The 25,743-nt window shown below is 38.6% G+C and carries 26 protein-coding genes and 1 other annotated feature; of the genes, 25 read left to right on the top strand and 1 reads right to left on the bottom strand.

The window, feature by feature from the left end; genetic code table 11:
• Positions 1-32: 32 nt before the first annotated feature.
• From ftsZ to GX497_15305, 25 genes are all read left to right on the top strand, one after another.
• Positions 33-1,178, top strand: a complete 1,146-nt coding sequence (gene ftsZ, locus GX497_15185; GenBank protein HHY74534.1) for a cell division protein FtsZ — start codon at positions 33-35, stop codon at positions 1,176-1,178.
• Positions 1,179-1,390: 212 nt separating this feature from the next.
• On the top strand, positions 1,391-2,308 hold the full coding sequence (spoIIGA, locus tag GX497_15190; GenBank protein ID HHY74535.1) for a sigma-E processing peptidase SpoIIGA: 918 nt from the start codon (positions 1,391-1,393) through the stop codon (positions 2,306-2,308).
• Between the two features lie 36 nt (positions 2,309-2,344).
• Positions 2,345-3,064 (top strand): RNA polymerase sporulation sigma factor SigE, encoded by a 720-nt coding sequence (sigE, locus tag GX497_15195; protein ID HHY74536.1) that lies wholly within the window; start codon positions 2,345-2,347, stop codon positions 3,062-3,064.
• Between the two features lie 212 nt (positions 3,065-3,276).
• A complete protein-coding gene (sigG, locus tag GX497_15200) occupies positions 3,277-4,053 on the top strand; it encodes an RNA polymerase sporulation sigma factor SigG (GenBank protein HHY74537.1) in 777 nt (258 codons plus the stop codon).
• A gap of 98 nt (positions 4,054-4,151) precedes the next feature.
• Positions 4,152-4,445 carry a YlmC/YmxH family sporulation protein gene (locus tag GX497_15205; GenBank protein HHY74538.1) on the top strand — a complete coding sequence of 98 codons (294 nt, stop codon included), beginning with the start codon at positions 4,152-4,154 and terminating at the stop codon, positions 4,443-4,445.
• Between the two features lie 80 nt (positions 4,446-4,525).
• A complete protein-coding gene (gene pgeF, locus GX497_15210; protein ID HHY74539.1) occupies positions 4,526-5,353 on the top strand; it encodes a peptidoglycan editing factor PgeF in 828 nt (275 codons plus the stop codon).
• A 25-nt stretch (positions 5,354-5,378) separates the two neighbouring features.
• On the top strand, positions 5,379-6,056 hold the full coding sequence (locus GX497_15215; protein HHY74540.1) for a YggS family pyridoxal phosphate-dependent enzyme: 678 nt from the start codon (positions 5,379-5,381) through the stop codon (positions 6,054-6,056).
• A gap of 11 nt (positions 6,057-6,067) precedes the next feature.
• Positions 6,068-6,499, top strand: a complete 432-nt coding sequence (locus GX497_15220) for a cell division protein SepF (GenBank protein ID HHY74541.1) — start codon at positions 6,068-6,070, stop codon at positions 6,497-6,499.
• Between the two features lie 4 nt (positions 6,500-6,503).
• Positions 6,504-6,764, top strand: coding sequence for a YggT family protein (locus tag GX497_15225; GenBank protein ID HHY74542.1), 261 nt, complete (start codon positions 6,504-6,506; stop codon positions 6,762-6,764).
• Between the two features lie 67 nt (positions 6,765-6,831).
• On the top strand, positions 6,832-7,605 hold the full coding sequence (locus GX497_15230) for an RNA-binding protein (GenBank protein HHY74543.1): 774 nt from the start codon (positions 6,832-6,834) through the stop codon (positions 7,603-7,605).
• An 87-nt stretch (positions 7,606-7,692) separates the two neighbouring features.
• The gene (locus GX497_15235; protein ID HHY74544.1) at positions 7,693-8,196 is read left to right on the top strand and encodes a DivIVA domain-containing protein; all 504 of its coding nucleotides are present in this window, start codon (positions 7,693-7,695) and stop codon (positions 8,194-8,196) included.
• Positions 8,197-8,268: 72 nt separating this feature from the next.
• Positions 8,269-8,522 (top strand) — a binding site (T-box leader).
• A gap of 43 nt (positions 8,523-8,565) precedes the next feature.
• Complete coding sequence (gene ileS / locus GX497_15240) at positions 8,566-11,331, top strand: isoleucine--tRNA ligase (GenBank protein HHY74545.1); 2,766 nt, start codon at positions 8,566-8,568, stop codon at positions 11,329-11,331.
• A gap of 120 nt (positions 11,332-11,451) precedes the next feature.
• Positions 11,452-11,832, top strand: coding sequence for a molecular chaperone DnaK (locus tag GX497_15245; protein HHY74546.1), 381 nt, complete (start codon positions 11,452-11,454; stop codon positions 11,830-11,832).
• A gap of 30 nt (positions 11,833-11,862) precedes the next feature.
• On the top strand, positions 11,863-12,342 hold the full coding sequence (gene lspA / locus GX497_15250; protein ID HHY74547.1) for a signal peptidase II: 480 nt from the start codon (positions 11,863-11,865) through the stop codon (positions 12,340-12,342).
• Positions 12,335-13,249, top strand: a complete 915-nt coding sequence (locus tag GX497_15255) for an RluA family pseudouridine synthase (protein ID HHY74548.1) — start codon at positions 12,335-12,337, stop codon at positions 13,247-13,249. Before lspA ends, GX497_15255 begins: the two co-directional genes overlap by 8 nt.
• A 204-nt stretch (positions 13,250-13,453) precedes the next feature.
• Positions 13,454-13,999, top strand: coding sequence for a bifunctional pyr operon transcriptional regulator/uracil phosphoribosyltransferase PyrR (gene pyrR / locus GX497_15260; protein ID HHY74549.1), 546 nt, complete (start codon positions 13,454-13,456; stop codon positions 13,997-13,999).
• Between the two features lie 35 nt (positions 14,000-14,034).
• Complete coding sequence (locus tag GX497_15265; protein ID HHY74550.1) at positions 14,035-15,348, top strand: uracil permease; 1,314 nt, start codon at positions 14,035-14,037, stop codon at positions 15,346-15,348.
• A 155-nt stretch (positions 15,349-15,503) separates the two neighbouring features.
• Positions 15,504-16,412 (top strand): aspartate carbamoyltransferase catalytic subunit, encoded by a 909-nt coding sequence (locus GX497_15270; GenBank protein ID HHY74551.1) that lies wholly within the window; start codon positions 15,504-15,506, stop codon positions 16,410-16,412.
• A 44-nt stretch (positions 16,413-16,456) separates the two neighbouring features.
• On the top strand, positions 16,457-17,743 hold the full coding sequence (locus GX497_15275; GenBank protein ID HHY74552.1) for a dihydroorotase: 1,287 nt from the start codon (positions 16,457-16,459) through the stop codon (positions 17,741-17,743).
• The gene (gene carA, locus GX497_15280) at positions 17,743-18,843 is read left to right on the top strand and encodes a glutamine-hydrolyzing carbamoyl-phosphate synthase small subunit (protein HHY74553.1); all 1,101 of its coding nucleotides are present in this window, start codon (positions 17,743-17,745) and stop codon (positions 18,841-18,843) included. Before GX497_15275 ends, carA begins: the two co-directional genes overlap by 1 nt.
• The gene (carB, locus tag GX497_15285; protein HHY74554.1) at positions 18,828-22,040 is read left to right on the top strand and encodes a carbamoyl-phosphate synthase large subunit; all 3,213 of its coding nucleotides are present in this window, start codon (positions 18,828-18,830) and stop codon (positions 22,038-22,040) included. The genes carA and carB overlap by 16 nt, the downstream gene beginning before the upstream one ends.
• A complete protein-coding gene (locus GX497_15290) occupies positions 22,037-22,813 on the top strand; it encodes a dihydroorotate dehydrogenase electron transfer subunit (GenBank protein HHY74555.1) in 777 nt (258 codons plus the stop codon). Before carB ends, GX497_15290 begins: the two co-directional genes overlap by 4 nt.
• The gene (locus GX497_15295; GenBank protein HHY74556.1) at positions 22,813-23,754 is read left to right on the top strand and encodes a dihydroorotate dehydrogenase; all 942 of its coding nucleotides are present in this window, start codon (positions 22,813-22,815) and stop codon (positions 23,752-23,754) included. The genes GX497_15290 and GX497_15295 overlap by 1 nt, the downstream gene beginning before the upstream one ends.
• Complete coding sequence (gene pyrF / locus GX497_15300) at positions 23,723-24,436, top strand: orotidine-5'-phosphate decarboxylase (GenBank protein HHY74557.1); 714 nt, start codon at positions 23,723-23,725, stop codon at positions 24,434-24,436. The genes GX497_15295 and pyrF overlap by 32 nt, the downstream gene beginning before the upstream one ends.
• Positions 24,437-25,069, top strand: a complete 633-nt coding sequence (locus GX497_15305; protein ID HHY74558.1) for an orotate phosphoribosyltransferase — start codon at positions 24,437-24,439, stop codon at positions 25,067-25,069.
• A gap of 89 nt (positions 25,070-25,158) precedes the next feature.
• Here the strand turns inward: GX497_15305 and GX497_15310 are convergent, their stop codons facing one another.
• The gene (locus tag GX497_15310) at positions 25,159-25,338 is read right to left on the bottom strand and encodes a hypothetical protein (GenBank protein ID HHY74559.1); all 180 of its coding nucleotides are present in this window, start codon (positions 25,336-25,338) and stop codon (positions 25,159-25,161) included.
• Positions 25,339-25,743 lie beyond the last annotated feature (405 nt).

Consider the following 25,743-nt stretch of genomic DNA (forward strand, 5'->3'; position numbering starts at 1 on the left):
GATGGGAATTTGGATATATAGGAGGATTTTAGATGTTGCAATTTGATACGCATGTGGATCAGTTAGCTACTATAAAAGTAATTGGGGTTGGCGGTGGCGGTAACAACGCTGTCAATCGAATGATTGAGCACGGGGTTCAAGGTGTTGAGTTCATCGCTGTAAATACGGATGCCCAAGCTTTAAATTTATCAAAAGCGGAAATAAAACTACAAATTGGTCTGAAGTTGACAAGAGGACTTGGTGCTGGAGCAAATCCCGAAGTTGGAAAAAAAGCAGCCGAGGAAAGCCGAGAGCAAATTGAAGAAGCTCTTAAAGGTGCTGATATGGTCTTTGTAACTGCCGGAATGGGTGGTGGAACTGGAACAGGAGCAGCCCCGGTAATTGCGCAAATTTCAAAGGAATTAGGAGCATTAACAGTGGGTGTTGTTACAAGGCCATTCACCTTTGAAGGCCGTAAAAGATCAACACAAGCCGCAAGTGGAATTTCATCTTTCAAGGAAAATGTAGATACTTTAATTGTAATTCCAAATGATAGATTATTAGAAATCGTTGATAAAAACACGCCAATGTTAGAAGCGTTCCGTGAAGCTGATAACGTTCTCCGTCAAGGTGTGCAAGGTATTTCAGATCTTATAGCTGTACCAGGACTTATTAATTTAGACTTTGCCGATGTGAAAACGATTATGTCGGATAAGGGATCAGCATTAATGGGAATCGGTATTGCTACTGGGGAAAATCGAGCGGCTGAGGCAGCGAAAAAGGCGATTTCAAGTCCGCTTCTTGAAACATCTATTGATGGTGCACAAGGGGTCTTGATGAATATTACGGGGGGCATGAACTTAAGCTTATATGAAGTTCAGGAGGCCGCCGATATTGTGGCATCAGCATCAGATGAAGAGGTTAATATGATCTTCGGTTCTGTCATTAATGAGAACTTAAATGATGAAATTGTTGTAACTGTAATTGCTACAGGATTTAAGGAATCAGTATTGAATAAGGCTCAACCAACTCGCCCAAGCGTTGTTGGTAATCGTAATAGTGCTGCGCCAAACCGTCCAGCTAGAAAGGAAGAACCTATTCAGCAAGTAGAGCAGCATGTAAGCAACAATGGTCAATTTGCTGTTGAGGATACGTTAGATATTCCGACATTTTTGCGAAACCGCAACCGTAATCGATAACTTAATCAAAAATAAGAAGATAGCATGTACCTATTTAGGTATGTGCTCTTTTTTTGTGCTTCCGCATTCTAGGTCGACAATTTGCGAAAAAACATGTCAAAAACTCTATAGAATAAGTGTCATGGTATGACAGACTTCAAAATAGAATGTGTATATACTAGTTTCATAGCGGCTCAAAATACGTTTATTACTATATTGAAAGGAGAAACTTATTGACCATTTATCTAGATGTTATATGGTTATTAAACTTTTTCTTTGACGGTTTATTGCTATTGTTAACTTCGCTTATTTTAAAGCAAAGAATAAAAAAATGGCGTTTGTTTTTGGGGGCATTTATAGGATCAACCATCGTTCTTTTTTATTTTACGCCGTTTCAACCAATGGCTACACATCCTGTGATGAAGCTTCTCTATTCTATATTTATTGTATATACAGCGTTTGGATTCCGAAAATTTCGAACCTTTATTAAAAATCTCACAACTTTTTATTTTATTACTTTTATGGTTGGGGGAGGCATGCTGGGGTTACATTATTTTTTCCAAACAGATATTGCATTCATAAATGGTATGACTATAACGAGGGCTACAGGGTTTGGCGATCCTGTAAGCTGGGTAACGGTGCTGATTGGTTTTCCACTTGTCTGGTATTTTTCAAAGCATCATATTGAAGAAATCGAAATGACAAAAATTAATTTTGAACAACTTGTTTCTGTTCAAATTAAAATCGGTGAAGTAATCATGAATGTAAAGGGCTTAATTGATAGTGGCAATCAGCTTTATGATCCGATGACACAAACGCCAGTTATGATTCTTGATGTTCAGAAGTCACTAGCTTATTTTCCAGATGAAATTATGATGCAATCACAAAAAATAGAACAACTTGATTATAGCTCATTAGATTCTCATTGGGCGAAGCGAATTCGCCTTATCCCATATAGAGGTGTTGGCTCCGAACAGCAATTCTTATTAGCAGTAAAACCTGATAAGGTCATGATTCATACAGGTGGAGAGGAAATAATCGTAAAAAAAGTTTTGGTTGGTATTGGTCAAACTATTTTATCTTCAACTGGGGAATACGATTGCATCCTCCATCCGAAGATGTTTACTAATTCTACTCATAGATCGGCATAAAACAAATCAACAAAAACTTTAGTAGGGGGAAGAAAATTGGCGAAAATAAAAATGAAACTTACACTTATTTGGTACAAACTATTAATGAAATTTGGTTTAAAAGCAGATGAGATTTATTACATTGGTGGAAAGGAAGCACTACCACCGCCATTATCTAAAGAAGAAGAAGAGCAACTTCTCCAAAAGCTGCCAACAGGAGATAAAGCGGCAAAGTCGATGTTGATTGAAAGAAATTTACGATTAGTTGTTTATATTGCGAGAAAGTTTGAAAATACTGGCATTAATATTGAAGATTTAATTAGTATAGGGACGATTGGTCTTATAAAAGCGGTCAATACTTTTAACCCGGAGAAAAAAATAAAGCTAGCTACATATGCATCAAGATGTATTGAAAATGAGATTCTCATGTATTTACGGAGAAATAATAAAATTCGTTCAGAAGTATCATTTGATGAACCCCTTAATATTGACTGGGATGGGAATGAACTATTACTTTCGGATGTTTTAGGAACGGATGAGGATATTATTACAAAGGATTTAGATGCGAGCATTGATCGAAAATTACTGTTAAAATCGTTAGAGCAGTTGAATGAACGTGAAAAACAAATTATGGAGCTACGATTTGGACTTTTAGGTGGTGAAGAAAAAACACAAAAAGATGTTGCAGATATGCTTGGTATTTCACAGTCCTATATTTCTCGCCTAGAAAAGCGCATTATTAAACGATTGCGTAAAGAATTTAATAAAATGGTCTGAAAATTACGTCTACATTTCATATGAAACCGTGTGCATAAATTTCCCTCATGAGGAGATACTTTACTTGTACTATCACTATTTCCATTTTTATGGATGATAGTATAAGAAAAGACATCGAGGGCCTTTAGGTCATCCCCGCGGGGACTTCCGCCATTGTGGGCGGTAAGCCGTGTCTTTCTAATACAGCAACCTCTTAGGCAAGGAGGGAAAGAATGACACGAAACAAAGTAGAAATTTGTGGTGTAGACACATCAAAGCTTCCAGTATTGAAGAATGAAGAAATGCGCAAATTGTTCCGCGAAATGCAAAGCGGTGACATAAGCGCAAGAGAAAAACTAGTGAATGGCAATTTACGTCTCGTTCTCAGTGTAATTCAACGTTTCAACAACAGAGGGGAATATGTCGATGACCTATTCCAGGTTGGCTGTATCGGTTTGATGAAATCAATTGATAACTTTGATTTAGGTCAAAACGTGAAATTTTCAACATATGCTGTACCGATGATTATTGGAGAGATTCGTCGCTATCTTCGCGATAATAATCCAATTCGTGTTTCAAGGTCTTTAAGAGATATCGCTTATAAAGCATTGCAAGTAAGAGAAAGGTTAATAAGTATGACTTCAAGAGAGCCGACAGCCGAAGATATTGCCAGGGAATTGGACGTACCACACGAAGAAATTGTTTTTGCTTTAGATGCCATTCAAGATCCTGTTTCATTATTCGAGCCAATTTATAATGATGGCGGTGATCCAATTTATGTAATGGATCAACTGAGTGATGAAAAGAGCAAAGATTTGCAGTGGATTGAAGAAATTGCACTGAAAGAAGGGATGAGACGTCTTAATGAACGAGAGAAACTCATTTTAACGAAAAGATTTTTTCAAGGAAAAACACAAATGGAAGTTGCTGAAGAAATTGGAATTTCACAAGCGCAAGTATCACGCTTAGAAAAAGCGGCAATAAAACAAATGAATAAAAATATACAATAATTAGGCTTGCAAGAATGCAAGTCTTTTTTTGTTTGGACGCTATTCATAGTCCAAGCTTCATGCTACATATATTTGTATGGTAAAGGGAGGTATGACTGATGATGACGATTACTGATTTTCAAATAAAAGATGTCGTGAATATAGCAGATGGAAAAAAGTTAGGGAATATTACCGATATTGATATAAACTTAGTGACAGGAAAAATTGATGCGATTATTATTCAAACTGGTTCAAAAATGATGGGGTTATTTGGTAGAAATGATGAGGTCGTTATTCCTTGGAGCAATATCGTGAAAATTGGTACAGACGTCATTCTCGTTCGTTATTTTAGCACTTCCTATAAAGATGATTCAGTTCAAGATAGTACAAATGCACCAAAAATATATTATTAAAAGAGATTTTTCTCTACTTTTAAGATTGATATGGTAAAATATGAGTGAATATGTCATCATTTTATGGGAAGGGGTTCGAAATGGAAAAGGAACCATTTTTGCTTAAAGATACGGTACTATTTATTGACACGTGGAATTCTTTTAATCAAAATGTAGTCGCTGGTTTTTCAACGCGCCAAGGCGGTGTTAGCAAAGAGCCTTTTCATTCCATGAATCTTGGTTTACATGTTAATGATGAAAAGAAAGCTGTCACCCGTAACAGGGAAAAACTTGCCGAGCTTATTGATGCCCCATTAACTACATGGGTTTGTGCTGAACAGATTCACGGTGCAAAAATAGCGAAAGTGACAAATAAAGATGCTGGCAAAGGTTCTATACAGATGGAAACGGCCATCAAGGGTGTGGATGGATTATATACTAGAGAAAATGATACATTTCTTTTTACTGTTTATGCCGATTGTGTCCCATTGTATTTTTTTGCAAAATCGCAAAATATCATTGGTGTTGCTCATGCTGGCTGGCGCGGCACTGTAGCTAATATTGCCGGTGAAATGGTTGAACTGTGGAAAAGGGAAGAAAATATTTCTATAGAGGATCTATATGTTTGCATCGGGCCTTCGATTGGAAAGTGCTGCTATGTTGTCGATGATTATGTAATTGACCAAGTGGCAAATCGTTTACATGGTGAAATCAATAATCATATTTATGAAAAAATATCTAGCGGTCAATATAAGCTTGATTTAAAACAAGTGAATGTTGAATTGCTTAAAATAGCTGGAGTAATACCTGCTCATATCGAAGTTTCTAATTATTGTACTAGCTGCCATTCAAACTTATTTTTTTCGCATCGACGCGATCAAGGGAAAGCAGGAAGAATGCTAAGTTTTATCGGTATGAGGGGTGCCTGATTTAAGAAAATGGAGGTAGCAGATTTTGTCAGTAAAAGAAAATTTACAACAAATTCAAGCAAATATAATTGAAGCTTGTCGTCGCTCAAATCGTGATTCAAATGAAATAAAGATTATCGCTGTAACAAAATATGTCTCTGTTGAAACAGCTCAAAATGCAATCAATGCTGGCATTAAGCACATCGGAGAGAATCGCGATAGCGGTTTTCTTGAAAAGCGAGAAATTATTGGAAGCGCTGCGGTTTGGCACTTTATCGGTACGCTTCAAACAAGAAAAGTTAAAAATATTATTGACAAAGTAGATTTTATTCACTCTTTAGACCGCTTGAGCTTAGCTGAGGAAATAAATAAGCGCACGAATAAAATCATTCAATGTTTTGTTCAAGTCAACGCTGCGAATGAGAAGTCTAAGCAAGGATTGGCTATCGATGAGGTCGTTTCATTTGTGAAAAGTTTACAGGATTTTCCTACTATTAAGGTAGTAGGACTGATGACGATGGCCCCTTTTACTGATGATGAAGAAATGCTCCGAGATACTTTTAAGAAAATTAAAAGATTGCAAAAAGATGTACAAGCTTTACAACTTCCTTATGCTCCATGTGAAGAGCTTTCAATGGGGATGTCCAATGACTACGAAATCGCGATTGAAGAAGGAGCAACGATGATTAGAATCGGCACTTCTTTAGTCGGAAAGGAATTTTAGGGGGTGTAACAATGAGCATTAAGTCAAAATTTAGAAGTTTTTTCGCTTTAGATGACGAGGACGAATATATTGAGGAACGAAATTATGAAGATGAAGAACATGAAGTCCCCCGCCGTGTTACAAGGTCTGCCAAACAAAATGTCGTCAGTCTACAAAGCATTCAGCAAACATCAAAGGTTATTTTATGTGAGCCGCGTGTATATGATGAAGTACAAGAGGTTGCTGACCATTTAAAAAACCGCAAGACCGTTGTAATCAATTTGCAAAGGGTTAATAGTGATCAAGGCATGCGTATTGTCGACTTTTTAAGCGGTACAGTTTATGCTATAGGTGGAGATATCAACAAGTTAGGTCCGAATACATTTATATGTACACCTGAAAATGTCGATATAGCAGGTTCCATTTCTGATATGACATTGGAGACAACAGAGAATAGGTGGTGATGTAGTGGGAGTAATTGCTGGAATCATATCACAGCTCATTGAAGTTTATATTTGGATTATTATTATTTATATTTTCATGTCATGGTTTCCTGGAGCTAGGGAATCGTCGATTGGACAATTTATGGGGAGAATCGTAGAACCATATTTAGATCCTTTCCGACGGATTATACCTCCTTTAGGAATGATTGATATTTCACCAATTGTGGCAATTTTAGTTTTACAATTTGCTCGATCTGGAGCGTATTTCTTAATTAATATGTTTTAAAGGCCACATGCAGGGATCGCAAGCAGGTCCCTGTTTTTATGCTTTTTTCATAGAAAAGGTGGTTTACATGTCAATATACCAACATTTCCGGAAGGAAGAGCATGCTTTTATTGATCAAATCATAGAATGGAAAGAACAAGTAAAAGCTAATTATACATACAAGCTCCTCGATTTTCTTGACCCACGTGAAATGGAGATTGTAGAAAGCATCATCGGGACAAAAGAGGATATAAAATGTGCCTTTTGGGGCGGCTATGAACAAGCTGAACGGAAAAGAGTAATCCTTTATCCAGAGTACTATGAACCAACCCGTGAGGATTTTGATCTTATTTTGTTTTCTCTTCAATTTCCTTCTAAGTTTGTTACGTTAGAGCATCGTCAAGTGCTTGGTTCGATGATGGGATTAGGCTTAAAACGGGCTAAATTTGGTGATATTTTAATTGCTGACAATAAAGTGCAAATCATTGTCGCGGGCCAAGTTGCTGAATATGTAAAGCTTCATTTAAATCAAATCGGAAAAACGAATATCACGCTTAATCAAATTCCATTTGCAGAAATCATCACTGTTAAGGAAGAGTGGCAGGAACAAACTGTAACAGTGTCATCCATGAGGATGGATGTTATTTTGGCAGAGATTTTTAAGCTTTCAAGGCAAAAAGTTTTGCCGTATATTCATAATCAATTCGTGAAAGTGAATTGGAAGGTAATTGACGATCCCTCCTTTACGTGTCATCAAGGTGATACGCTATCAATGCGGGGGTTTGGAAGGTGTAAGTTGAAAAGGATGGAAGGTCAAACGAAGAAAGAAAAATGGCGAATTGTGGTCGTGAAAGGAAAATAATCTAAAATTAAGCAGGAAATAAAAAGAATATGTCGAAGAAAGTAGTAAAACTTTCGTTTACTATACTTACTGTTGGAGGTGCCACCAATGTCATTAACACCGTTAGATATTCATAATAAAGAGTTTAGCCGCGGATTTCGTGGGTATGATGAAGATGAGGTTAATGAATTTTTAGATCAGGTTATCAAAGATTATGAACTGATTATTCGCGAGAAAAAAGAGCTTGAAGAAAAAGTGAAAAATGTAACGGAGAGATTAACTCATTTTTCTAATATTGAAGAAACGTTAAATAAATCGATTATCGTAGCGCAGGAGGCTGCCGAGGAAGTAAAAAGAAATGCGCAAACAGAAGCGAAGCTTATTGTAAAAGAAGCTGAAAAAAACGCTGACCGAATTATAAATGAAGCCTTAACGAAGTCACGAAAAATTGCAATTGAAATTGATGAACTTAAAAAGCAGTCAAAAGTATTCCGCAATCGTTTCCGTATGTTAATTAAAGCCCAGCTGGAAATGATTGAAAGTGATGATTGGGAGCATCTGATGCAGTATAAAGATATTGATGAAGAGCCAGAAGAAATAGTGGAAGCTTAAATCGTTGCGAACTTGACGAAAGCCTCGTGTTTGCATATAATCTTTTAACATAATGGTTAAATGTTTATAAAGTAGTAAACAATGATAGGGACAGTAATCTTACGTTTTCTTCTTAGTAAGCGAGCCGGGGATGGTGGAAGCCTGGTGGAAGAAGTAATGATGAAAATCACCCTTGAGTTCCTAAACTGAAATTGCTTGATGAAAGTAGGTGGCGGCGCTTCATTCACGTTACGAATGATTAAGTGGGCTTACATATTTAGTAGGATTTTTTTCTACTTTTGAGCTAATTTTGGGTGGTACCGCGGGAATACCTTCTCGTCCCTATTTTGGGATGAGGAGGTTTTTTATTTTATAAAGGAGGAAGAAATAATGGAATATAAAGATACGTTATTAATGCCAAAAACAGATTTTCCAATGAGAGGGAATTTACCGAAGCGTGAGCCGGAAATCCAAGCAAAATGGAATGAACAAAATATTTACAAGCTTGTCCAAACAAGAACAGAAGGCCGCCCTTTATTCGTGCTTCATGATGGACCGCCATATGCAAATGGAGATATTCATATGGGCCATGCCCTTAATAAAATCATTAAGGATTTCATCGTTCGTTTTAAATCGATGAGCGGCTACCATGCTCCATATGTACCAGGTTGGGACACACATGGCTTGCCAATTGAAACGGCCTTGACGAAAAACAAAAAAGTTGACCGAAAAAAGATGAGCGTCGCGGAATTTCGAAAGCTTTGTGAGGAGTATGCTTATGAGCAAGTTGACCGTCAGCGTGAGCAATTTAAAAGATTAGGTGTGCGCGGTGACTGGGAAAATCCTTATATTACTTTAACGAACGATTATGAAGCCCAACAAATTAAGGTTTTCGGTGAAATGGCGAAGAAGGGCTATATTTATAAAGGTTTAAAGCCGGTTTATTGGTCACCATCATCTGAATCTGCTTTAGCGGAAGCGGAAATTGAATACCAAGATAAGCGCTCCGCCTCTATTTATGTTGCTTTTCCAGTTAAAGATGGCAAAGATGTCCTTTCCGGCGATGAAAAAATTGTCATTTGGACTACAACACCTTGGACAATCCCTGCTAACTTAGGTATTTGTGTACATCCTGAGTTAGAATATAGCGTTATTGAAGTGGATGATGCAAAATATGTCATTGCCTCAGCATTACTTGAGGAAGTAACAAAAACAATTGAATGGGAAAATGTGAAAGTTATTAAAACTTTAAAGGGTGCAGAACTAGAACATGTTGTTGCTCGTCATCCGTTCTATGAGCGCGATTCATTGGTAATGCTCGGTGAGCATGTTACAACTGAAGCCGGTACTGGTTGCGTTCACACTGCACCAGGACACGGGGAAGATGACTTCCTTGTTGCAAAAAAATATGGGCTAGATGTTTTAAATCCGGTTGATGATAAAGGCTATTTTACGACTCAAGCGCCTGGGTTTGAAGGATTATTCTATGATGACGCCAATAAAGTTATCTCTGAAAAATTGCAAGAAGTTGGCGCGTTATTAAAGCTTACTTTTATTACGCACTCTTATCCGCATGACTGGAGAACGAAAAAGCCGGTTATTTTCCGAGCAACTGCACAATGGTTTGCATCGATTAAAGATTTTCGTGAAGAGCTTTTACAAGCAATCAAGGAAGTAAAATGGGTGCCACATTGGGGTGAAATAAGATTATTTAACATGGTCAAAGAGCGTGAAGATTGGTGTATTTCGCGGCAACGGGCATGGGGTGTGCCAATCCCTGTATTTTATGGTGAAGATGGCGAGCCAATTATTACCGATGAAACGATTGAACATGTATCGAATTTGTTCAGACAATTTGGTTCAAATGTATGGTTTGAAAGAGAAGCGAAAGATTTATTGCCAGAGGGCTTTACATCACCACATAGTCCAAATGGTAAATTTACGAAAGAAAATGACATTATGGACGTATGGTTTGATTCAGGTTCTTCTCATCAGGCTGTTCTTATTGAGCGGGAAGAATTGCAGCGCCCAGCTGACCTTTATTTAGAAGGTTCTGACCAATACCGCGGCTGGTTTAATTCATCTTTATCAACAGCGGTGGCGGTAACAGGAAAAGCACCATATAAAGGAATTTTAAGCCATGGTTTTGCTCTTGATGGAGAAGGCCGAAAAATGAGTAAATCTTTAGGAAATGTTGTTGTACCTAATAAAGTTATGGATCAATTAGGTGCTGATATTTTGCGCTTGTGGGTTGCTTCTGTTGATTACCAAGCAGATGTGCGCGTATCTGATGCCATTCTAAAGCAAGTAGCAGAAGTTTATCGGAAAATTAGGAATACCTTTAGATTCCTGCTTGGAAACTTAAGTGATTTTAATCCAGCAACAGATAAAGTTGCATCGAGCGACCTTCGTGAGGTTGATGTATATATTTTAGTGAAGTTGAATAAAGTTATTGACAAGGTGCTTACATCTTATGAAAATTATGATTTTGCCGGTATTTATCACGCTGTCAATAATTTTTGTACGATAGAGTTAAGCTCGTTCTACTTAGATGTGGCCAAGGATGTTTTATATATCGAGGCAGCAGATAGCAAAAATCGCCGTTCAATTCAAACTGTTCTTTATGAAACATTGCTTGCTTTAACAAAATTAGTAACGCCAATTTTGCCACATACAACTGAAGAAGTTTGGGCCTTTATCTCAGGTGTCACAGAAGAGAGCGTTCAGCTTGTTGATATGCCACAAGCTTCCGAAATTGAAAATGCTAAGGCAATCGAAGAAAAATGGGATACATTTATGAAGATTCGTGATGATATCCTAAAAGCGTTAGAAAATGCCCGTAATGAAAAAGTAATTGGTAAATCATTAACAGCAAAGCTAACATTATATCCAAATGCGAACTACAAGGAATTGCTTGATAAAATTGATGGTTTAAGCAAGCTATTTATTGTATCGCATTTAGAAATCGCTGGAACACAAGACAATGCTCCAGAAGATGCTCAAAAGTTTGATACATTGTCTGTTGTTGTCAAACCTGCGGAAGGCGAAACATGTGAACGATGCTGGGTTGTCACACCAACGGTTGGAGCCGTGAAAGAGCATCCAACACTATGTAAAGACTGTGGAACGATTGTGCAAGAACATTATGTAAATTAATAATAAGAAAAGGCGCACATGATGTGTGCCTTTTCTTGTCCATATGAAAATGTTGCCTGTCTAAATTAATCTTTACTGGTCACAATAAAGATTACAATTGAACGAGGAGGTAGCTTGATAATGACCGATCACTATGCAAAGCTTAAATCAGAACTCGAATTAATGAGACTAGAGCTTGAGGAAAGATTAAACAGAGACTCGTGTTATGATCGTGAACATATTCAATCAGTTGCTGAATTGTTTGAACGTGATAAAAACTATATCTTGAATCAACATATTCAAGCCGAATTATATGATGTCAAACGGGCTTTATTAAAAATGGAATTTGGTCTTTATGGTTTTTGCGAAGAAACGGGAGAAAGGATTCCATATGAACATTTAACGATTATCCCGACTGTAAGAACGAATGCTGAAGCTGAGGCAATGACGCAATTTCCATATATGAGATTCTCCAAAAGTTGTGGAAACTTGAATGATTATGCTACAATTTTACAGGAATAAATTTTATTCATGGCAGATTGGAGGGGCATTGTGATTTATTATTTACTTGCAATCATTGTTATTTTTATTGATCAATTGTCAAAATGGCTTGTTGTGAAAAATATGGAGTTCGCCGAAAGCATTGCAATTATTGATCAGTTTTTTTATTTAACCTCCCACCGCAATCGCGGGGCAGCATGGGGGATTTTACAAGGGCAAATGTGGTTTTTTTATATCATCACTATTATTGTCATTGTCGCTATCATTTATTACATCAGGAAATTAGCTCGTGAAAGCCGTTTAATAGGCTCAGCGCTCGGTCTTATTCTTGGCGGAGCGATTGGAAATTTCATTGACAGGCTTGTTAGAAAAGAAGTCGTCGATTTTTTTGATTTTTATTTAAACTTCTATTTCTTTCAATATCACTATCCAATCTTTAATGTTGCTGATGCTGCCCTTGTTGTTGGTGTTATCTTATTATTAATACATACATTGTTGGAAGGCAAAAAGGAGAAAAAATTAAATGGATAGATTTGAAGCAACAATAACGGATGCTTACGAAAAAGAGCGAATAGATAAAGTTTTATCATCTCTTCAAGAAGATTGGTCAAGAAGCCAAGTGCAAGAGTGGATTAAGGAAGGATTAGTTACTGTTAATGGCAAAGAAGTTAAAGGGAATTATAAATGTAAACGTGGTGACTATATCGAAGTGGATATACCAGAGCCAGAAATTTTAGATGTTTTGCCAGAAGAAATGGATTTGGATATTTACTATGAGGATTCCGATGTTCTTGTCGTTAATAAGCCGAAAGGAATGGTCGTTCACCCTGCACCTGGTCACTTAACAGGAACGCTTGTCAACGGTTTAATGGCCCATTGTAAGGATTTATCTGGTATTAATGGTGTTCTTAGACCCGGAATCGTTCATCGAATTGATAAAGATACATCAGGCCTACTGATGGTTGCTAAAAATGATATGGCTCATGAATCATTAGTAGACCAGCTTGTTAACAAAACTGTTCTAAGAAAATATAAAGCGATTGTCCACGGTGTCATTCCCCATGATAATGGAACGATTGATGCGCCAATTGGTCGTGATAAAAATGATCGGCAAAGTATGACCGTTACAGATGAAAATAGTAAAACAGCTGTCACTCATTTTTGTGTCCTTGAAAGATATAAAGATTATACATATATCGAATGTCAACTCGAAACAGGAAGAACGCACCAAATCAGAGTTCATATGAAATATATTGGCTTTCCACTTGTTGGTGATCCGAAATATGGTCCAAAGAAAACACTTGAGATTGGTGGGCAGGCTCTACATGCCGGTATTTTAGGATTTAGCCATCCACGCACAAAAGAATTTTTGCAATTTGAGGCACCGCTTCCAGTGTATTTCGAACAATTGCTGAACAATCTTCGAAAAGCCGATTGACAAAATTCGCGCGTAGTGAGATAATTTTTTCAACAAATGAATAGGTCCTTTAACTACAGTCCCGTGAGGCTGAGAAGGAAGACGTGATGTTTAAATAGGGGGAGTTGTATCCTCTTATCTGCGCGTGCAAAAAAATCCTCTCGCTAAACGGTGAGAGGATTTTTATTTTTCGGAAAAACTATTCATAAATGGGGTGAATGTTTGATGAAGAAAAAAGCAATCGTCCTTGATGAACAAGCAATTCGCCGTGCATTAACACGAATTGCACATGAAATCATTGAACGAAATAAAGGAATAGAAAATTGTCTCTTAGTTGGTATTAAAACCCGCGGTATTTATTTAGCTAACCGCTTAGCGGAAAGAATTGCCCAAATTGAGGGAAAGCCAATAGCAGTTGGCGAAGTGGACATTACTCTTTATCGCGATGATTTAACGAAAACAACACCAAATAATGAGCCAGAGTTGCATGGGTCAAATATACCAGTTGATATTAAAGACCAAACGGTGATTTTAATTGATGATGTTTTGTACACAGGTAGAACGGTACGAGCAGCAATGGATGCAATTATGGATATTGGCCGCCCATCACAAATTCAATTAGCTGTTCTTGTTGACAGGGGGCATCGTGAGCTGCCAATTCGGGCAGATTTTGTTGGTAAGAATATCCCAACTTCAGGTGCGGAGGTTATTTTTGTTGAATTAAAAGAGGTAGACGGCATCGATCAAGTTAGTATTTGCGAAAATGAATAAGTTAGGTTGACATCAAGAAGATTGGGGTAGAGCATATGGAGAAACAAGCAATCGTTCTAGACGTAAATGAAAGACCGAAAGCACTGCAATGGATTTCTCTAAGTATTCAGCATTTGTTCGCAATGTTTGGAGCGACGATATTAGTACCTTTTCTAGTAGAATTAAGCCCCGCAGTTGCGCTAATTACAAGTGGATTGGCAACATTGGCTTACTTACTTATTACGAAAGGTCAAATTCCAGCGTACCTAGGTTCTTCGTTTGCATTCATTGCACCAGTGATGGCAGCAAAGGCTAGTGGTGGGCCTGGTACGGCGATGCTAGTTGGCTTTATGGCAGGGGTTGTTTATGGAATCATTGCCTTATTGCTTAAAAAATTTGGTGTACAATGGTTATTAAATCTTTTACCGCCCATCGTCGTTGGACCAGTCATTATGGTAATAGGTCTAGGGCTTGCACCAACAGCGGTTAATATGGCAATGAGAATCGATCCAACTGATCCAGCAACGTATAGTTCATTACATTTTTCAGTGGCATTGGTAACACTCTTTCTAACGATTATCGCTACGATGTTTTTTAAAGGTTTCTTTGGTGTCATACCTGTCTTAATCGGAATCGTTGGCGGTTACAGCTATGCTTTGATTGTCGGTATTGTTGATTTTACAGGAGTAAAGCTAGCAAAGTGGTTTGCACCACCAGAGTTATTAATCCCATTTGTAACATACACACCAGAGTTAAAATGGGGTGTTGCCGCGGCGATGTTGCCGGTAATCATTGTTACATTATCTGAAAATATCGGGCACCAAATGGTACTTAGCAAAGTTATTAATCGAAACTTATTAGTTAAGCCAGGATTGCACCGCGCTATAGCAGGTGACGGATTTGCGTTAACAATGGCTTCCTTATTAGGAGGCCCGCCGAATACAACATATGGAGAAAATATCGGAGTCTTAGCGATTACGAGAGTATTTAGTGTGTTTGTCATTGCTGGAGCTGCGGTCCTCGCGATTATCTTCGGTTTTGTTGGCAAAATTAGTGCTCTTATCAGCTCCATACCAACAAATGTAATGGGCGGTGTATCTATTCTCTTGTTCGGGATTATCGCTTCATCAGGTTTGCGAATGTTAATTGATAATAAAGTTGATTTTAGTAAAAATCGTAATTTAATGATTGCTTCTGTCATTTTAGTCATTGGAATTGGCGGTGCTTTTATTCAAGTAAATGAACAAGTACAAATTTCAGGAATGGCATTAGCCGCTATTATTGGAGCAATCTTAAACATAGTATTACCAGGTAGAGAAAAGAATCAAAATGAGGATTCAATCTTAAAGCAAGCAAACAATGAACAATAACACACTTTAATGAAGGTCCAGAGAGGCTTTGAAGGGTGTTCATTTTGGAATGACAGGATCATGAGTGCCTGTTTTTCAAAGCACCCTTGTATATACAAATTGGGTGCTTTTTTTGTAAAAAAGGCATCACATATTTCCAAATGGGGGAAAAAATGATGAAACATTTATTAACGATGACAGGCTTAACTTTAACTGAAATTGAGCAAATCCTTTACGATGCCGAGCGATTTTCAAACGGTGATCAATGGAAGGTTGACAAGCAAATGTTTGTTGCCAATATGTTTTTTGAACATAGTACACGGACGAGGAATAGTTTTGAGGTAGCAGAAAAGAAGTTAGGATTAGATGTATTAAATTTTTACGCGGAAAACTCTAGTGTTCAAAAAGGTGAAACTTTATATGATACAGTAAAATCATTGGAATCAATAGGAATGAATGGTGTAGTCATCCGCCACCCAGAAAATAATTTCTTCCAAGAACTTGTAGGAAAAGTGAACATACCCATCATTAACGCAGGTGCTGGTGCAGGGGAGCACCCAACGCAATGCCTTTTAGATTTATTAACAATCAAACAAGAATTTCAAACATTTAAAGATTTGACAGTAGCGATTGTTGGTGATATTAGCCATAGCCGTGTCGCGCATTCAGACTATGATGCTTTAACAAGATTAGGTGCCAACGTAGTGTTCTCAGGTCCAAAGGAATGGCAGGATGATAACGGTGTTTTTGTTCCAATTGATGATGCCGTTCGCGAGGCCGATGTAGTCATGCTTCTAAGAATTCAACATGAACGCCATGAAGGAATGATGGGAAATACAAAAGAAGAATACCATCAGGCTTACGGCTTAACGATTGAAAGGGAAAAAATGATGAAACCGCGGAGTATTATTATGCACCCAGCGCCTGTTAACCGTGATGTTGAAATTGCCAGCGAATTAGTTGAATGTGAACGCTCCCGTATTTTTAAACAAATGCAAAATGGTGTGTTTGCAAGAATGGCCGTATTAAAACGGGCAATCGAAACTCAATCACTATGTGAAGATATTCAGCAAATTTATTTATAATAACGATAAAAGAGGAAAAAAGTGGTATAAAGGGGGAGTATTGATTGTCATTATTATTAAAAAATTGTACATTATTAAATTCTACTGGAGAGCTTGTAAAAAAAGATTTACTCATTGAAAATGGTGTGATTTCACAAATTGCAGATGCAATTCAACATGAAAATGCAGACAAAATAGTTGATGTTGTTGGAAAGCTTGTCACTCCCGGTTTTGTTGATTTACATGTGCACTTGCGTGAGCCTGGCGGCGAAAAGAAGGAAACAATTGCAACGGGTACGTTAGCGGCGGCAAGAGGTGGATTTACGACTGTTGCCGCCATGCCGAATACGCGCCCAGTACCAGATACGAAGGAACAAATAGAATGGCTAAACAATCGCATCAAGGAAACAGCAAATGTTAGAGTGCTTCCGTATGCTTCGATTACAATCCGTGAGCTTGGCGAAGAATTGACAGATTTTCTAGCATTAAAAGAAGCGGGAGCATTTGCTTTTACAGATGACGGTGTTGGCGTGCAAAGTGCTGGTATGATGCTTCAAGCGATGAAAAATGCGGCGGCGTTAGACATGGCAATTGTCGCCCATTGTGAGGATAATTCGCTTATTAATAAAGGTGCTGTCCATGAAGGAGAATTTTCGAAAAAACATCAAATGAATGGGATTCCTTCTGTTTGTGAATCAGTGCAAATTGCAAGAGACGTACTGTTAGCTGAAGCTACAGGCTGCCATTATCATGTCTGCCATATAAGTACGAAGGAGTCCGTCCGGGTTGTCAGAGATGCAAAACGTGCGGGAATCAATGTGACAGCAGAGGTTACACCTCATCATTTACTATTATGTGATGAAGATATCCCTAGTCTAGATACAAATTACAAAATGAATCCTCCTTTACGTGGGAAGGAAGACCGTGACGTCTTAATAGAGGGGCTATTAGATGGGACGATTGATTTCATCGCCACAGACCATGCCCCGCATACAGAAGAAGAAAAAGCATGGCCAATAACAGAAGCGCCATTTGGCATCGTTGGCTTAGAAACAGCCTTTCCATTGCTTTATACGAATTTTGTACAATCTGGAAAAATGACGTTAAAACAATTAGTGGATTACTTAGCAAGTAAACCATGCGAGACTTTTAATTTACCGTATGGGAAAATAGAAGTTGGCAGTATTGCTGATTTAGCAATCATTGATTTAGAACAAGAAGAAGCGATTGATCGCGAAAACTTTTTATCAAAAGGAAAAAATACTCCATTCAATGGTTGGAATTGCAAGGGCTGGAATACTGCAACAATTGTAAATGGCAAAATTGTTTGGGAGAAGGAGAGTCGAGCATAATGAAACGGCAATTAATTTTAGAAGATGGCACTGTATTTATAGGAAAAGGATTTGGTAGCAATAAAGATACAAGCGGTGAGGTTGTATTTAGTACAGGGATGACAGGTTATCAAGAAGTCATTTCAGACCCATCTTGCTGTGCACAAATTGTGACATTAACTTATCCACTAATAGGTAATTACGGTATTAATCGTGATGATTTTGAAACGATTACTCCTTCGATTCACGGCTTAATTGTAAAGGAAGTAGCTGAAACACCTTCTAATTGGAGAAGTACGGAAACATTAGATGAATTTTTGAAAAATAAGGACATCCCAGGTTTACAAGGAATTGATACGCGAAAATTAACGCGAATCATTCGTAAGCACGGAACATTAAAAGGGGCCATTTGTGGAATCGACGTTGATGTAAATGAGGTTGTTGCAAATCTAAAAAAACAGCCACTACCAACGAACCAAGTGGCAACTGTTTCGACAAAATCAGCGTATCCAAGTTCAGGTAGAGGGCATCGTGTTGTAGTCGTTGATTTTGGAATGAAACATGGAATTTTGCGAGAACTAAACAGCCGCAATTGCGATATAACTGTTGTTCCATATAATGTGACGGCTGAAGAAGTACTACGCCTAAAACCTGATGGCATTCTATTATCAAATGGGCCTGGAAATCCATTGAACGTTCCTGAAGCAATTCAAATGATTAAAGCTGTGTTAGGAAAAGCACCGATTTTTGGAATATGTTTAGGACATCTGCTATTTGCTTTAGCTTGTGGTGCAAAGAGTAGCAAAATGAAATTCGGTCATCACGGCGGCAATCATCCAGTGAAAAATATTAAGACAGGTGCCATTGATATTACAGCACAAAATCATGGTTATACAATTGATATCGATTCGATTACAAATACACGTCTTGAAGTTACACATGTCGCACTAAATGACGATACAATTGAAGGCTTAAAGCATTTAGACTATCCAGCCTTTACGGTACAGTTTCACCCTGAAGCGTCCCCAGGACCAGAGGATTCAAACTATTTATTTGATGAATTTATGAACTTAATTGAAACTCATAAGAAAGAAGGCGAAGCTGTATGCCAAAACGCGTAGATATTAAAAGAATATTAGTAATCGGCTCTGGCCCGATCGTAATTGGACAAGCTGCTGAGTTTGATTATGCTGGAACACAGGCTTGTCAAGCTTTAAAAGAAGAAGGCTATGAGGTTATTCTTGTAAACTCAAATCCAGCAACAATTATGACAGATACAGAAATTGCTGACAAAGTCTATATTGAACCACTTACTTTAGAATTTGTCAGCAGAATCATTCGCAAAGAACGTCCAGATGCATTACTACCTACACTTGGCGGACAAACAGGCTTAAACATGGCGGTAGAGCTTCATAACGCAGGTGTTTTAGAAGAATGTGGCGTTGAAATATTAGGAACAAGACTATCAGCGATTCAACAGGCGGAAGACCGTGACGAATTCCGTACGCTAATGAATGAACTCGGCGAGCCGATTCCTGAAAGTGCGATTATTCATACGGTGAAAGAGGCGTTAACATTTGCTGAAGAAATCGGCTACCCTGTTATAGTCCGTCCTGCCTTCACATTAGGTGGAACGGGTGGCGGAATTTGTGCAAATGAAGAAGAATTGAAGGAAATCGTTGCAAGCGGCTTAAAATACAGCCCTGTAACACAATGTTTAATTGAAAAAAGCATTGCCGGCTTCAAGGAAATTGAATATGAAGTGATGCGGGATTCAAATGACAATGCAATCGTCGTTTGTAGTATGGAAAACTTTGATCCAGTGGGCGTCCATACAGGTGATTCAATCGTTGTTGCTCCAGTCCAAACATTAACTGACCGTGAGTACCAACTATTACGAAATGCGTCTTTAAAAATTATTCGTGCTTTAAAAATTGAAGGTGGCTGTAACGTTCAGTTAGCACTAGATCCACATAGCTATACGTACTATATTATCGAAGTAAATCCACGGGTAAGCCGTTCTTCGGCACTTGCTTCAAAAGCAACAGGCTATCCAATTGCGAAGCTTGCCGCGAAAATTGCTATTGGTTTAACGCTAGATGAAATGATGAATCCAGTAACTGGAAGAACTTATGCGTGCTTTGAACCAACGATTGATTACATTGTTTCGAAAATACCTCGCTGGCCGTTTGATAAATTTGAGGCAGCAAATCGTAAGCTTGGTACGCAAATGAAAGCAACTGGTGAAGTAATGGCGATTGGCCGTAGCTTTGAAGAATCCATATTAAAAGCGGTTCGTTCACTAGAAGCGAAAGTGTATCATATCGAAATTGAGGCGATGGCAGACCTTGATGACGCGACATTACAAAAACGGATTGAAGTGGCTGACGATGAACGACTATTTGTCATTGCTGAAGCGTTCCGCCGCGGCATTACAGTCGATCAAATTCATGAGTGGAGCAAAATCGACCGCTTCTTCTTGAATAAATTGAAGGGCTTAATTGATTTTGAAGCACTGTTTAAAGAACAACCGATGAATATTGAGCTTTTACGTGAAGCGAAAGAAAAAGGTTTCTCTGATATTGTGATTGCGAAGTTTTGGAATAAGCATGAGCGCGAAATCTATAACTTCCGCAAAGAAAATGGCATCATGCCGGTTTATAAAATGGTTGACACATGTGCGGCTGAATTTGAATCAGAAACACCATATTTTTATGGAACATATGAAGAAGAAAATGAATCAATCCTAACTAAAAAGGAAAGCGTCTTAGTCTTAGGTTCTGGTCCTATCCGCATTGGTCAAGGGGTTGAATTTGACTATGCAACTGTACACTCTGTTTGGGCGATTAAAGAAGCAGGCTATGAAGCAATCATTATTAACAATAATCCAGAAACAGTTTCAACAGACTTTAGTACATCAGACAAGCTTTATTTTGAGCCATTAACAGTGGAAGATGTGATGCATGTCATCGAAGTTGAAAAACCAATCGGTGTTGTCGTTCAGTTCGGTGGACAAACAGCCATTAACTTAGCTGCAGAACTAGCCGCAAGAGGGGTGAAAATTCTCGGAACATCGTTAGAAAATATGGACCGTGCTGAAGACCGTGACAAGTTCGAACAAGCATTAACAGCGATTGGCATTCCAATGCCGAAAGGAAAAACAGCAACATCTGTTGAACAAGCAGTCAAGGTAGCAACAGACATTGGTTACCCTGTGTTAGTTCGCCCATCTTATGTACTTGGCGGACGTGCGATGGAAATTGTCTACCATGAAGAAGAATTGTTGCACTACATGGAAAATGCCGTAAAAGTAAATCCAGAGCACCCAGTTTTAGTTGACCGTTATATGGTGGGAAAAGAAATTGAAGTGGACGGCATTTCAGATGGTGAAAATGTTTATATTCCAGGGATTATGGAACATATCGAACGCGCAGGAGTACACTCCGGTGACTCAATTGCTGTGTATCCATCGCAATCATTATCAGCGGAGATTAAAGAGCAAATTATCGATTATACAACGAGAATTGCTCAGGGCCTCGAAATTGTCGGCTTATTAAATATTCAGTTTGTTGTGTTTGAAAATCAAGTGTATGTGTTAGAAGTGAATCCACGTTCAAGCCGGACGGTGCCGTTTTTAAGTAAAATTACCGGTGTACCAATGGCAAATATTGCAACAAAAGTCATTCTTGGTGAGAAGCTACCAAATTTAGGATATGAAACAGGTTACCATCCTGAAAGCAATGAAGTGTTTGTTAAAGCACCGGTGTTCTCATTTGCAAAATTACGAAGAGTCGATATTACGCTTGGTCCAGAAATGAAATCAACAGGTGAAGTAATGGGCCGTGATGTAACACTTGAAAAAGCCTTATATAAAGGGCTAGTTGCATCTGGAATTTCGATTCCAAGCTATGGTGCTGTGTTATTAACAGTTGCTGATAAGGATAAAGAGGAAGCTCTAGATATTGCCCGTCGTTTTTATAAAATTGGTTATCGCATTCTTGCAACTGCAGGGACAGCAGCACAGATTCAACAAGAAAATATTCCTGTTACTGTTGTTAACAAGATTGGCTCAGAAGACCATAATTTACTTGATGTGATTAGGAACGGCGAAGCACAATTTGTCATCAATACATTGACAAAGGGCAAACAGCCTGCCCGTGATGGTTTCAGAATCCGCCGCGAGTCCGTTGAAAATGGTGTTGCTTGTTTAACATCATTAGATACAGCTACTGCTATTTTACGAGTATTAGAATCAATGACATTTGCAACAGATGAAATGCCGAAGTTTGAAAAAGCAAAGGTGGTTGTAACACAATGAAAAAACAATGGATGAAGGTTGTTTCGCAAGTTGAAATTGCTAAAAACATTTACGAGCTTGTTCTTGAAGGGGAGCTTGTCTCAAAAATGCAAGAGGCCGGACAATTTGTTCATCTAAAAGTTGATGATCGCTTAGATCCATTGTTACGAAGACCAATCAGCATCTGCGATATCGATTATGATAATAACCGCTTTACAATGATTTACCGTGCGGAAGGAAAAGGCACAACATTGTTATGTAAGAAAATCGAAAATGATGCAGTTGATGTGTTAGGGCCATTAGGTCATGGCTTTCCAATTGCTGAAATTGAAAAAGGCGAAACTGCATTATTAGTAGGGGGCGGCATCGGTGTGCCGCCGCTCTACAATCTTTCAAAACAGTTAGTCCGAAAAGGTGTGAACGTTATCCATGTTTTCGGCTTCCAAGATAAATCTGTTATGTTTTATGAAGAAAAATTTAAAAAGCTTGGCCCAACTTATATCGCAACGGTTGATGGCTCCTATGGAATAAAAGGATTTGTAACGGATGTCATTGCCGCTGAGAATCTTCAATTTGATTATTTATATTCTTGCGGTCCAACACCAATGTTAAAAGCATTGAACGAGCGTTTCAGTGATAAAAAAGGCTTTATCTCATTAGAAGAGCGGATGGGCTGCGGCATTGGTGCTTGCTTTGCTTGTGTCTGCCATTTGCAGGAAGACCCTACAGGTGCGGCTTATCGCAAAGTATGCAGTGATGGCCCTGTCTTTCCAATTGGGGAGGTTTTACTATGATGAATCGACTGAATGTGAGCCTTCCAGGTTTAAATTTAAAAAATCCGATTATGCCAGCTTCAGGCTGCTTTGGCTTTGGCCGTGAATACAGCCAGTTTTATGATCTTTCAAAGCTTGGGGCCATTATGATTAAAGCAACGACAGCAGAGCCGAGATATGGCAATTCCACACCAAGGGTGGCGGAAACAAGCGCTGGGATGTTAAATGCGATTGGCTTGCAAAACCCTGGCTTAGATGCTGTTGTCGAACGTGAATTGCCGTGGCTTGAGCAGTTTGACGTGCCGATTATCGCCAATGTTGCCGGTTCGCAAGTCGAAGATTACTTGCAGGTTGCCGAAAAAATATCGAAAGCTCCGAATGTTCATGCGTTGGAGCTAAATATTTCATGTCCAAACGTCAAAAGCGGCGGCATTCAATTCGGAACGGTTCCAGAGGTTGCTTTTGAATTAACAAGGCAAGTAAAAGAAGTGTCAAGTGTTCCTGTTTATGTAAAGCTATCACCGAATGTCTCTGATATTGTCGAAATGGCTGTTGCAGTTGAAGAAGCGGGTGCTGACGGCCTAACGATGATTAACACTTTGCTTGGCATGCGAATTGATTTAAAAACAGGAAAACCGATTTTGGCAAACAAAACTGGCGGTTTATCAGGCCCTGCGATTAAGCCTGTCGCCATTCGAATGATTTATCAAGTAAGCCAAAAGGTGAATATTCCAATCATTGGTATGGGCGGTATTTCAACGGCTGAAGATGTTGCTGAGTTTTTCATGGCAGGGGCAAGTGCGGTTGCAGTTGGCACAGCGAATTTCGTAGACCCATATGCATGTCCAACAATTATTGAAGAATTGCCTGTGCTTTTGGACAAGCTTGGTGTAGAGCATATTTCAGAGCTGACAGGAAGGAGCTGGGATCGTGACGCAAAGACCGCTAATTGTAGCTCTTGATTTTCCGAGCAAGCTTGAAGTAGAGCAATTTCTAGCTCCATTTGAAAATGAATCATTATATGTAAAAGTCGGGATGGAGCTGTTTTACAAGGAAGGCGCTGAAATCCTTGCTTTTTTGAAAGAAAACGGCCATAAAATTTTCCTAGATTTAAAGCTTCATGATATTCCGAATACGGTTAAAAGTGCAATGCGAAATTTAGCGTCGTTTGATGTTGACATTGTCAATGTTCATGCCGCTGGTGGTAAACAAATGATGGAAGCAGCGTTAGAAGGGTTAGACGAGGGAACTCGTGCTGGTAAAGAACGGCCAAAATGCATTGCGGTTACGCAGTTGACAAGCACATCACAAGAGATGTTACAAGAGCAGTTATTAATCAATGAACCGCTTGAAGCGGTTGTTGTCAGCTATGCTAAAAATGCAAGTGCGAGCGGCTTAGACGGTGTTGTTTGCTCCACGTGGGAAGTTGAAAAAATTATGGAGGCGTGTGGGCCAAGTTTTTTAACGGTCACACCGGGAATCCGCCTGAAAAGTGACACTGTTGATGATCAAGTACGAGTTGCAACACCAGAAGAAGCATGGAAAAGGGGAAGCTGGGGCATCGTTGTCGGCCGCCCAATTACTAAAGCAGAAAACCCACTGGAAGCATATAAAATTGTCCGTCAACAATGGGAGGGGAAGTAAATGAAACGCAAAATTGCCTCAAAATTATTAGAAATAGGTGCGGTGCATTTGAAGCCTAGTGACCCATTTACATGGTCATCAGGGATCAAATCACCGATTTATTGTGATAACCGCTTAACATTATCATACCCAGAGCTGCGTAAAGAAATCGCTAAAGGATTAGCGGTATTAATTGCAGAAGAGTTTCAGAACTGTGAAATGGTGGCTGGCACAGCAACAGCTGGCATCCCGCATGCTGCTTGGGTAAGCGACCTTCTTAATTTGCCAATGTGCTATGTCCGCTCAAAGCCAAAAGGCCATGGTCGAGGCAATCAAATTGAAGGTGCAGTCAAACCAGGCCAAAAAGTTGTTGTTGTTGAAGACTTAATTTCAACCGGCGGCAGTGTCATCACAGCAGTTGAAGCGCTACGTGAAGCTGGCTGTGAAGTACTCGGGACAGTGGCAATTTTCACGTATGAATTGGAACGCGGCTATAAACAGTTAAACGATGCGAATATTAAAGCATATGCTTTAAGCGATTATTCTAACCTAATTGAAGTTGCTTTAGAAAAAGGTTTAGTAAGCGAAACAGAGCTTGAAAAATTAAAAGAATGGCGCAAAAATCCAGAAGATGAAAGCTGGATGGGACTGTAAAAGAATTTGCTAACAAAATAGTGCTACTAAACAAATAACCCCTCAGAAATAGAGGGGTTTATATATTTTGTATAAAATTAAACTTTAGTTTAATCGAAAAATGCAACGATTGGATCATCTTTATGCAGACATTCGACATCATTCAAATGAACAAGAATAGTTTTGAAGGTTCCAGCTTCACGTATTTCACAAAAATTGCTTGCATAAACATGGATAATGTTATATTCTTTTCCCCGATATAAAACTTTATCTCCAATACTAACTCGCATCTTAACATAACCTCCGGTTGTTTAATTCTATGTAATAAATTGTGAATTTTAAAATGAAACAAATATCATGGCAACTTAAAGCGCTTTCTATTATTAACATAGCTCATTTTTTAAACAAATTACAACGAGATTTTATTGCGGTTTACCGCAATGGGATTTCGGAGGGAAGGAGTAGAAAAATGTAGAAGAATTCATTTAAATGGAATACTCTATTTGGTAAGTACCAATTAAGTTGTATATCAGACCAAGATTGTTTGCAATGGGGGCTAAAAAAATGGTTGATTAATAAAAAGAATAAAGAATTAAAAGTCTGTTTAACGATTAAATTGTTACAGGCTTTTAATTTTGGCAACAAATGCGATTGCGGTTTCTCCGCAATCATTTTTCGGTGCATCTATGGGCTTT

The sequence above is a fragment of the Bacillus sp. (in: firmicutes) genome, from assembly GCA_012842745.1.
Taxonomy (GTDB): Bacteria; Bacillota; Bacilli; order Bacillales; family Bacillaceae_J; genus Schinkia.

What these genes read in the sequence shown, in the direction of transcription:
- ftsZ (HHY74534.1), top strand. Translation starts at nt 33, where the DNA reads ATGTTGCAATTTGATACGCATGTGGATCAGTTAGCTACTATAAAAGTA.
- sigG (HHY74537.1), top strand. Translation starts at nt 3,277, where the DNA reads ATGACACGAAACAAAGTAGAAATTTGTGGTGTAGACACATCAAAGCTT.
- GX497_15205 (HHY74538.1), top strand. Translation starts at nt 4,152, where the DNA reads ATGATGACGATTACTGATTTTCAAATAAAAGATGTCGTGAATATAGCA.
- pgeF (HHY74539.1), top strand. Translation starts at nt 4,526, where the DNA reads ATGGAAAAGGAACCATTTTTGCTTAAAGATACGGTACTATTTATTGAC.
- GX497_15220 (HHY74541.1), top strand. Translation starts at nt 6,068, where the DNA reads ATGAGCATTAAGTCAAAATTTAGAAGTTTTTTCGCTTTAGATGACGAG.
- GX497_15230 (HHY74543.1), top strand. Translation starts at nt 6,832, where the DNA reads ATGTCAATATACCAACATTTCCGGAAGGAAGAGCATGCTTTTATTGAT.
- GX497_15235 (HHY74544.1), top strand. Translation starts at nt 7,693, where the DNA reads ATGTCATTAACACCGTTAGATATTCATAATAAAGAGTTTAGCCGCGGA.
- ileS (HHY74545.1), top strand. Translation starts at nt 8,566, where the DNA reads ATGGAATATAAAGATACGTTATTAATGCCAAAAACAGATTTTCCAATG.
- GX497_15245 (HHY74546.1), top strand. Translation starts at nt 11,452, where the DNA reads ATGACCGATCACTATGCAAAGCTTAAATCAGAACTCGAATTAATGAGA.
- GX497_15255 (HHY74548.1), top strand. Translation starts at nt 12,335, where the DNA reads ATGGATAGATTTGAAGCAACAATAACGGATGCTTACGAAAAAGAGCGA.
- pyrR (HHY74549.1), top strand. Translation starts at nt 13,454, where the DNA reads ATGAAGAAAAAAGCAATCGTCCTTGATGAACAAGCAATTCGCCGTGCA.
- GX497_15265 (HHY74550.1), top strand. Translation starts at nt 14,035, where the DNA reads ATGGAGAAACAAGCAATCGTTCTAGACGTAAATGAAAGACCGAAAGCA.
- GX497_15270 (HHY74551.1), top strand. Translation starts at nt 15,504, where the DNA reads ATGAAACATTTATTAACGATGACAGGCTTAACTTTAACTGAAATTGAG.
- carA (HHY74553.1), top strand. Translation starts at nt 17,743, where the DNA reads ATGAAACGGCAATTAATTTTAGAAGATGGCACTGTATTTATAGGAAAA.
- carB (HHY74554.1), top strand. Translation starts at nt 18,828, where the DNA reads ATGCCAAAACGCGTAGATATTAAAAGAATATTAGTAATCGGCTCTGGC.
- GX497_15290 (HHY74555.1), top strand. Translation starts at nt 22,037, where the DNA reads ATGAAAAAACAATGGATGAAGGTTGTTTCGCAAGTTGAAATTGCTAAA.
- GX497_15295 (HHY74556.1), top strand. Translation starts at nt 22,813, where the DNA reads ATGAATCGACTGAATGTGAGCCTTCCAGGTTTAAATTTAAAAAATCCG.
- GX497_15305 (HHY74558.1), top strand. Translation starts at nt 24,437, where the DNA reads ATGAAACGCAAAATTGCCTCAAAATTATTAGAAATAGGTGCGGTGCAT.
- GX497_15310 (HHY74559.1), bottom strand. Translation starts at nt 25,338, where the DNA reads ATGCGAGTTAGTATTGGAGATAAAGTTTTATATCGGGGAAAAGAATAT.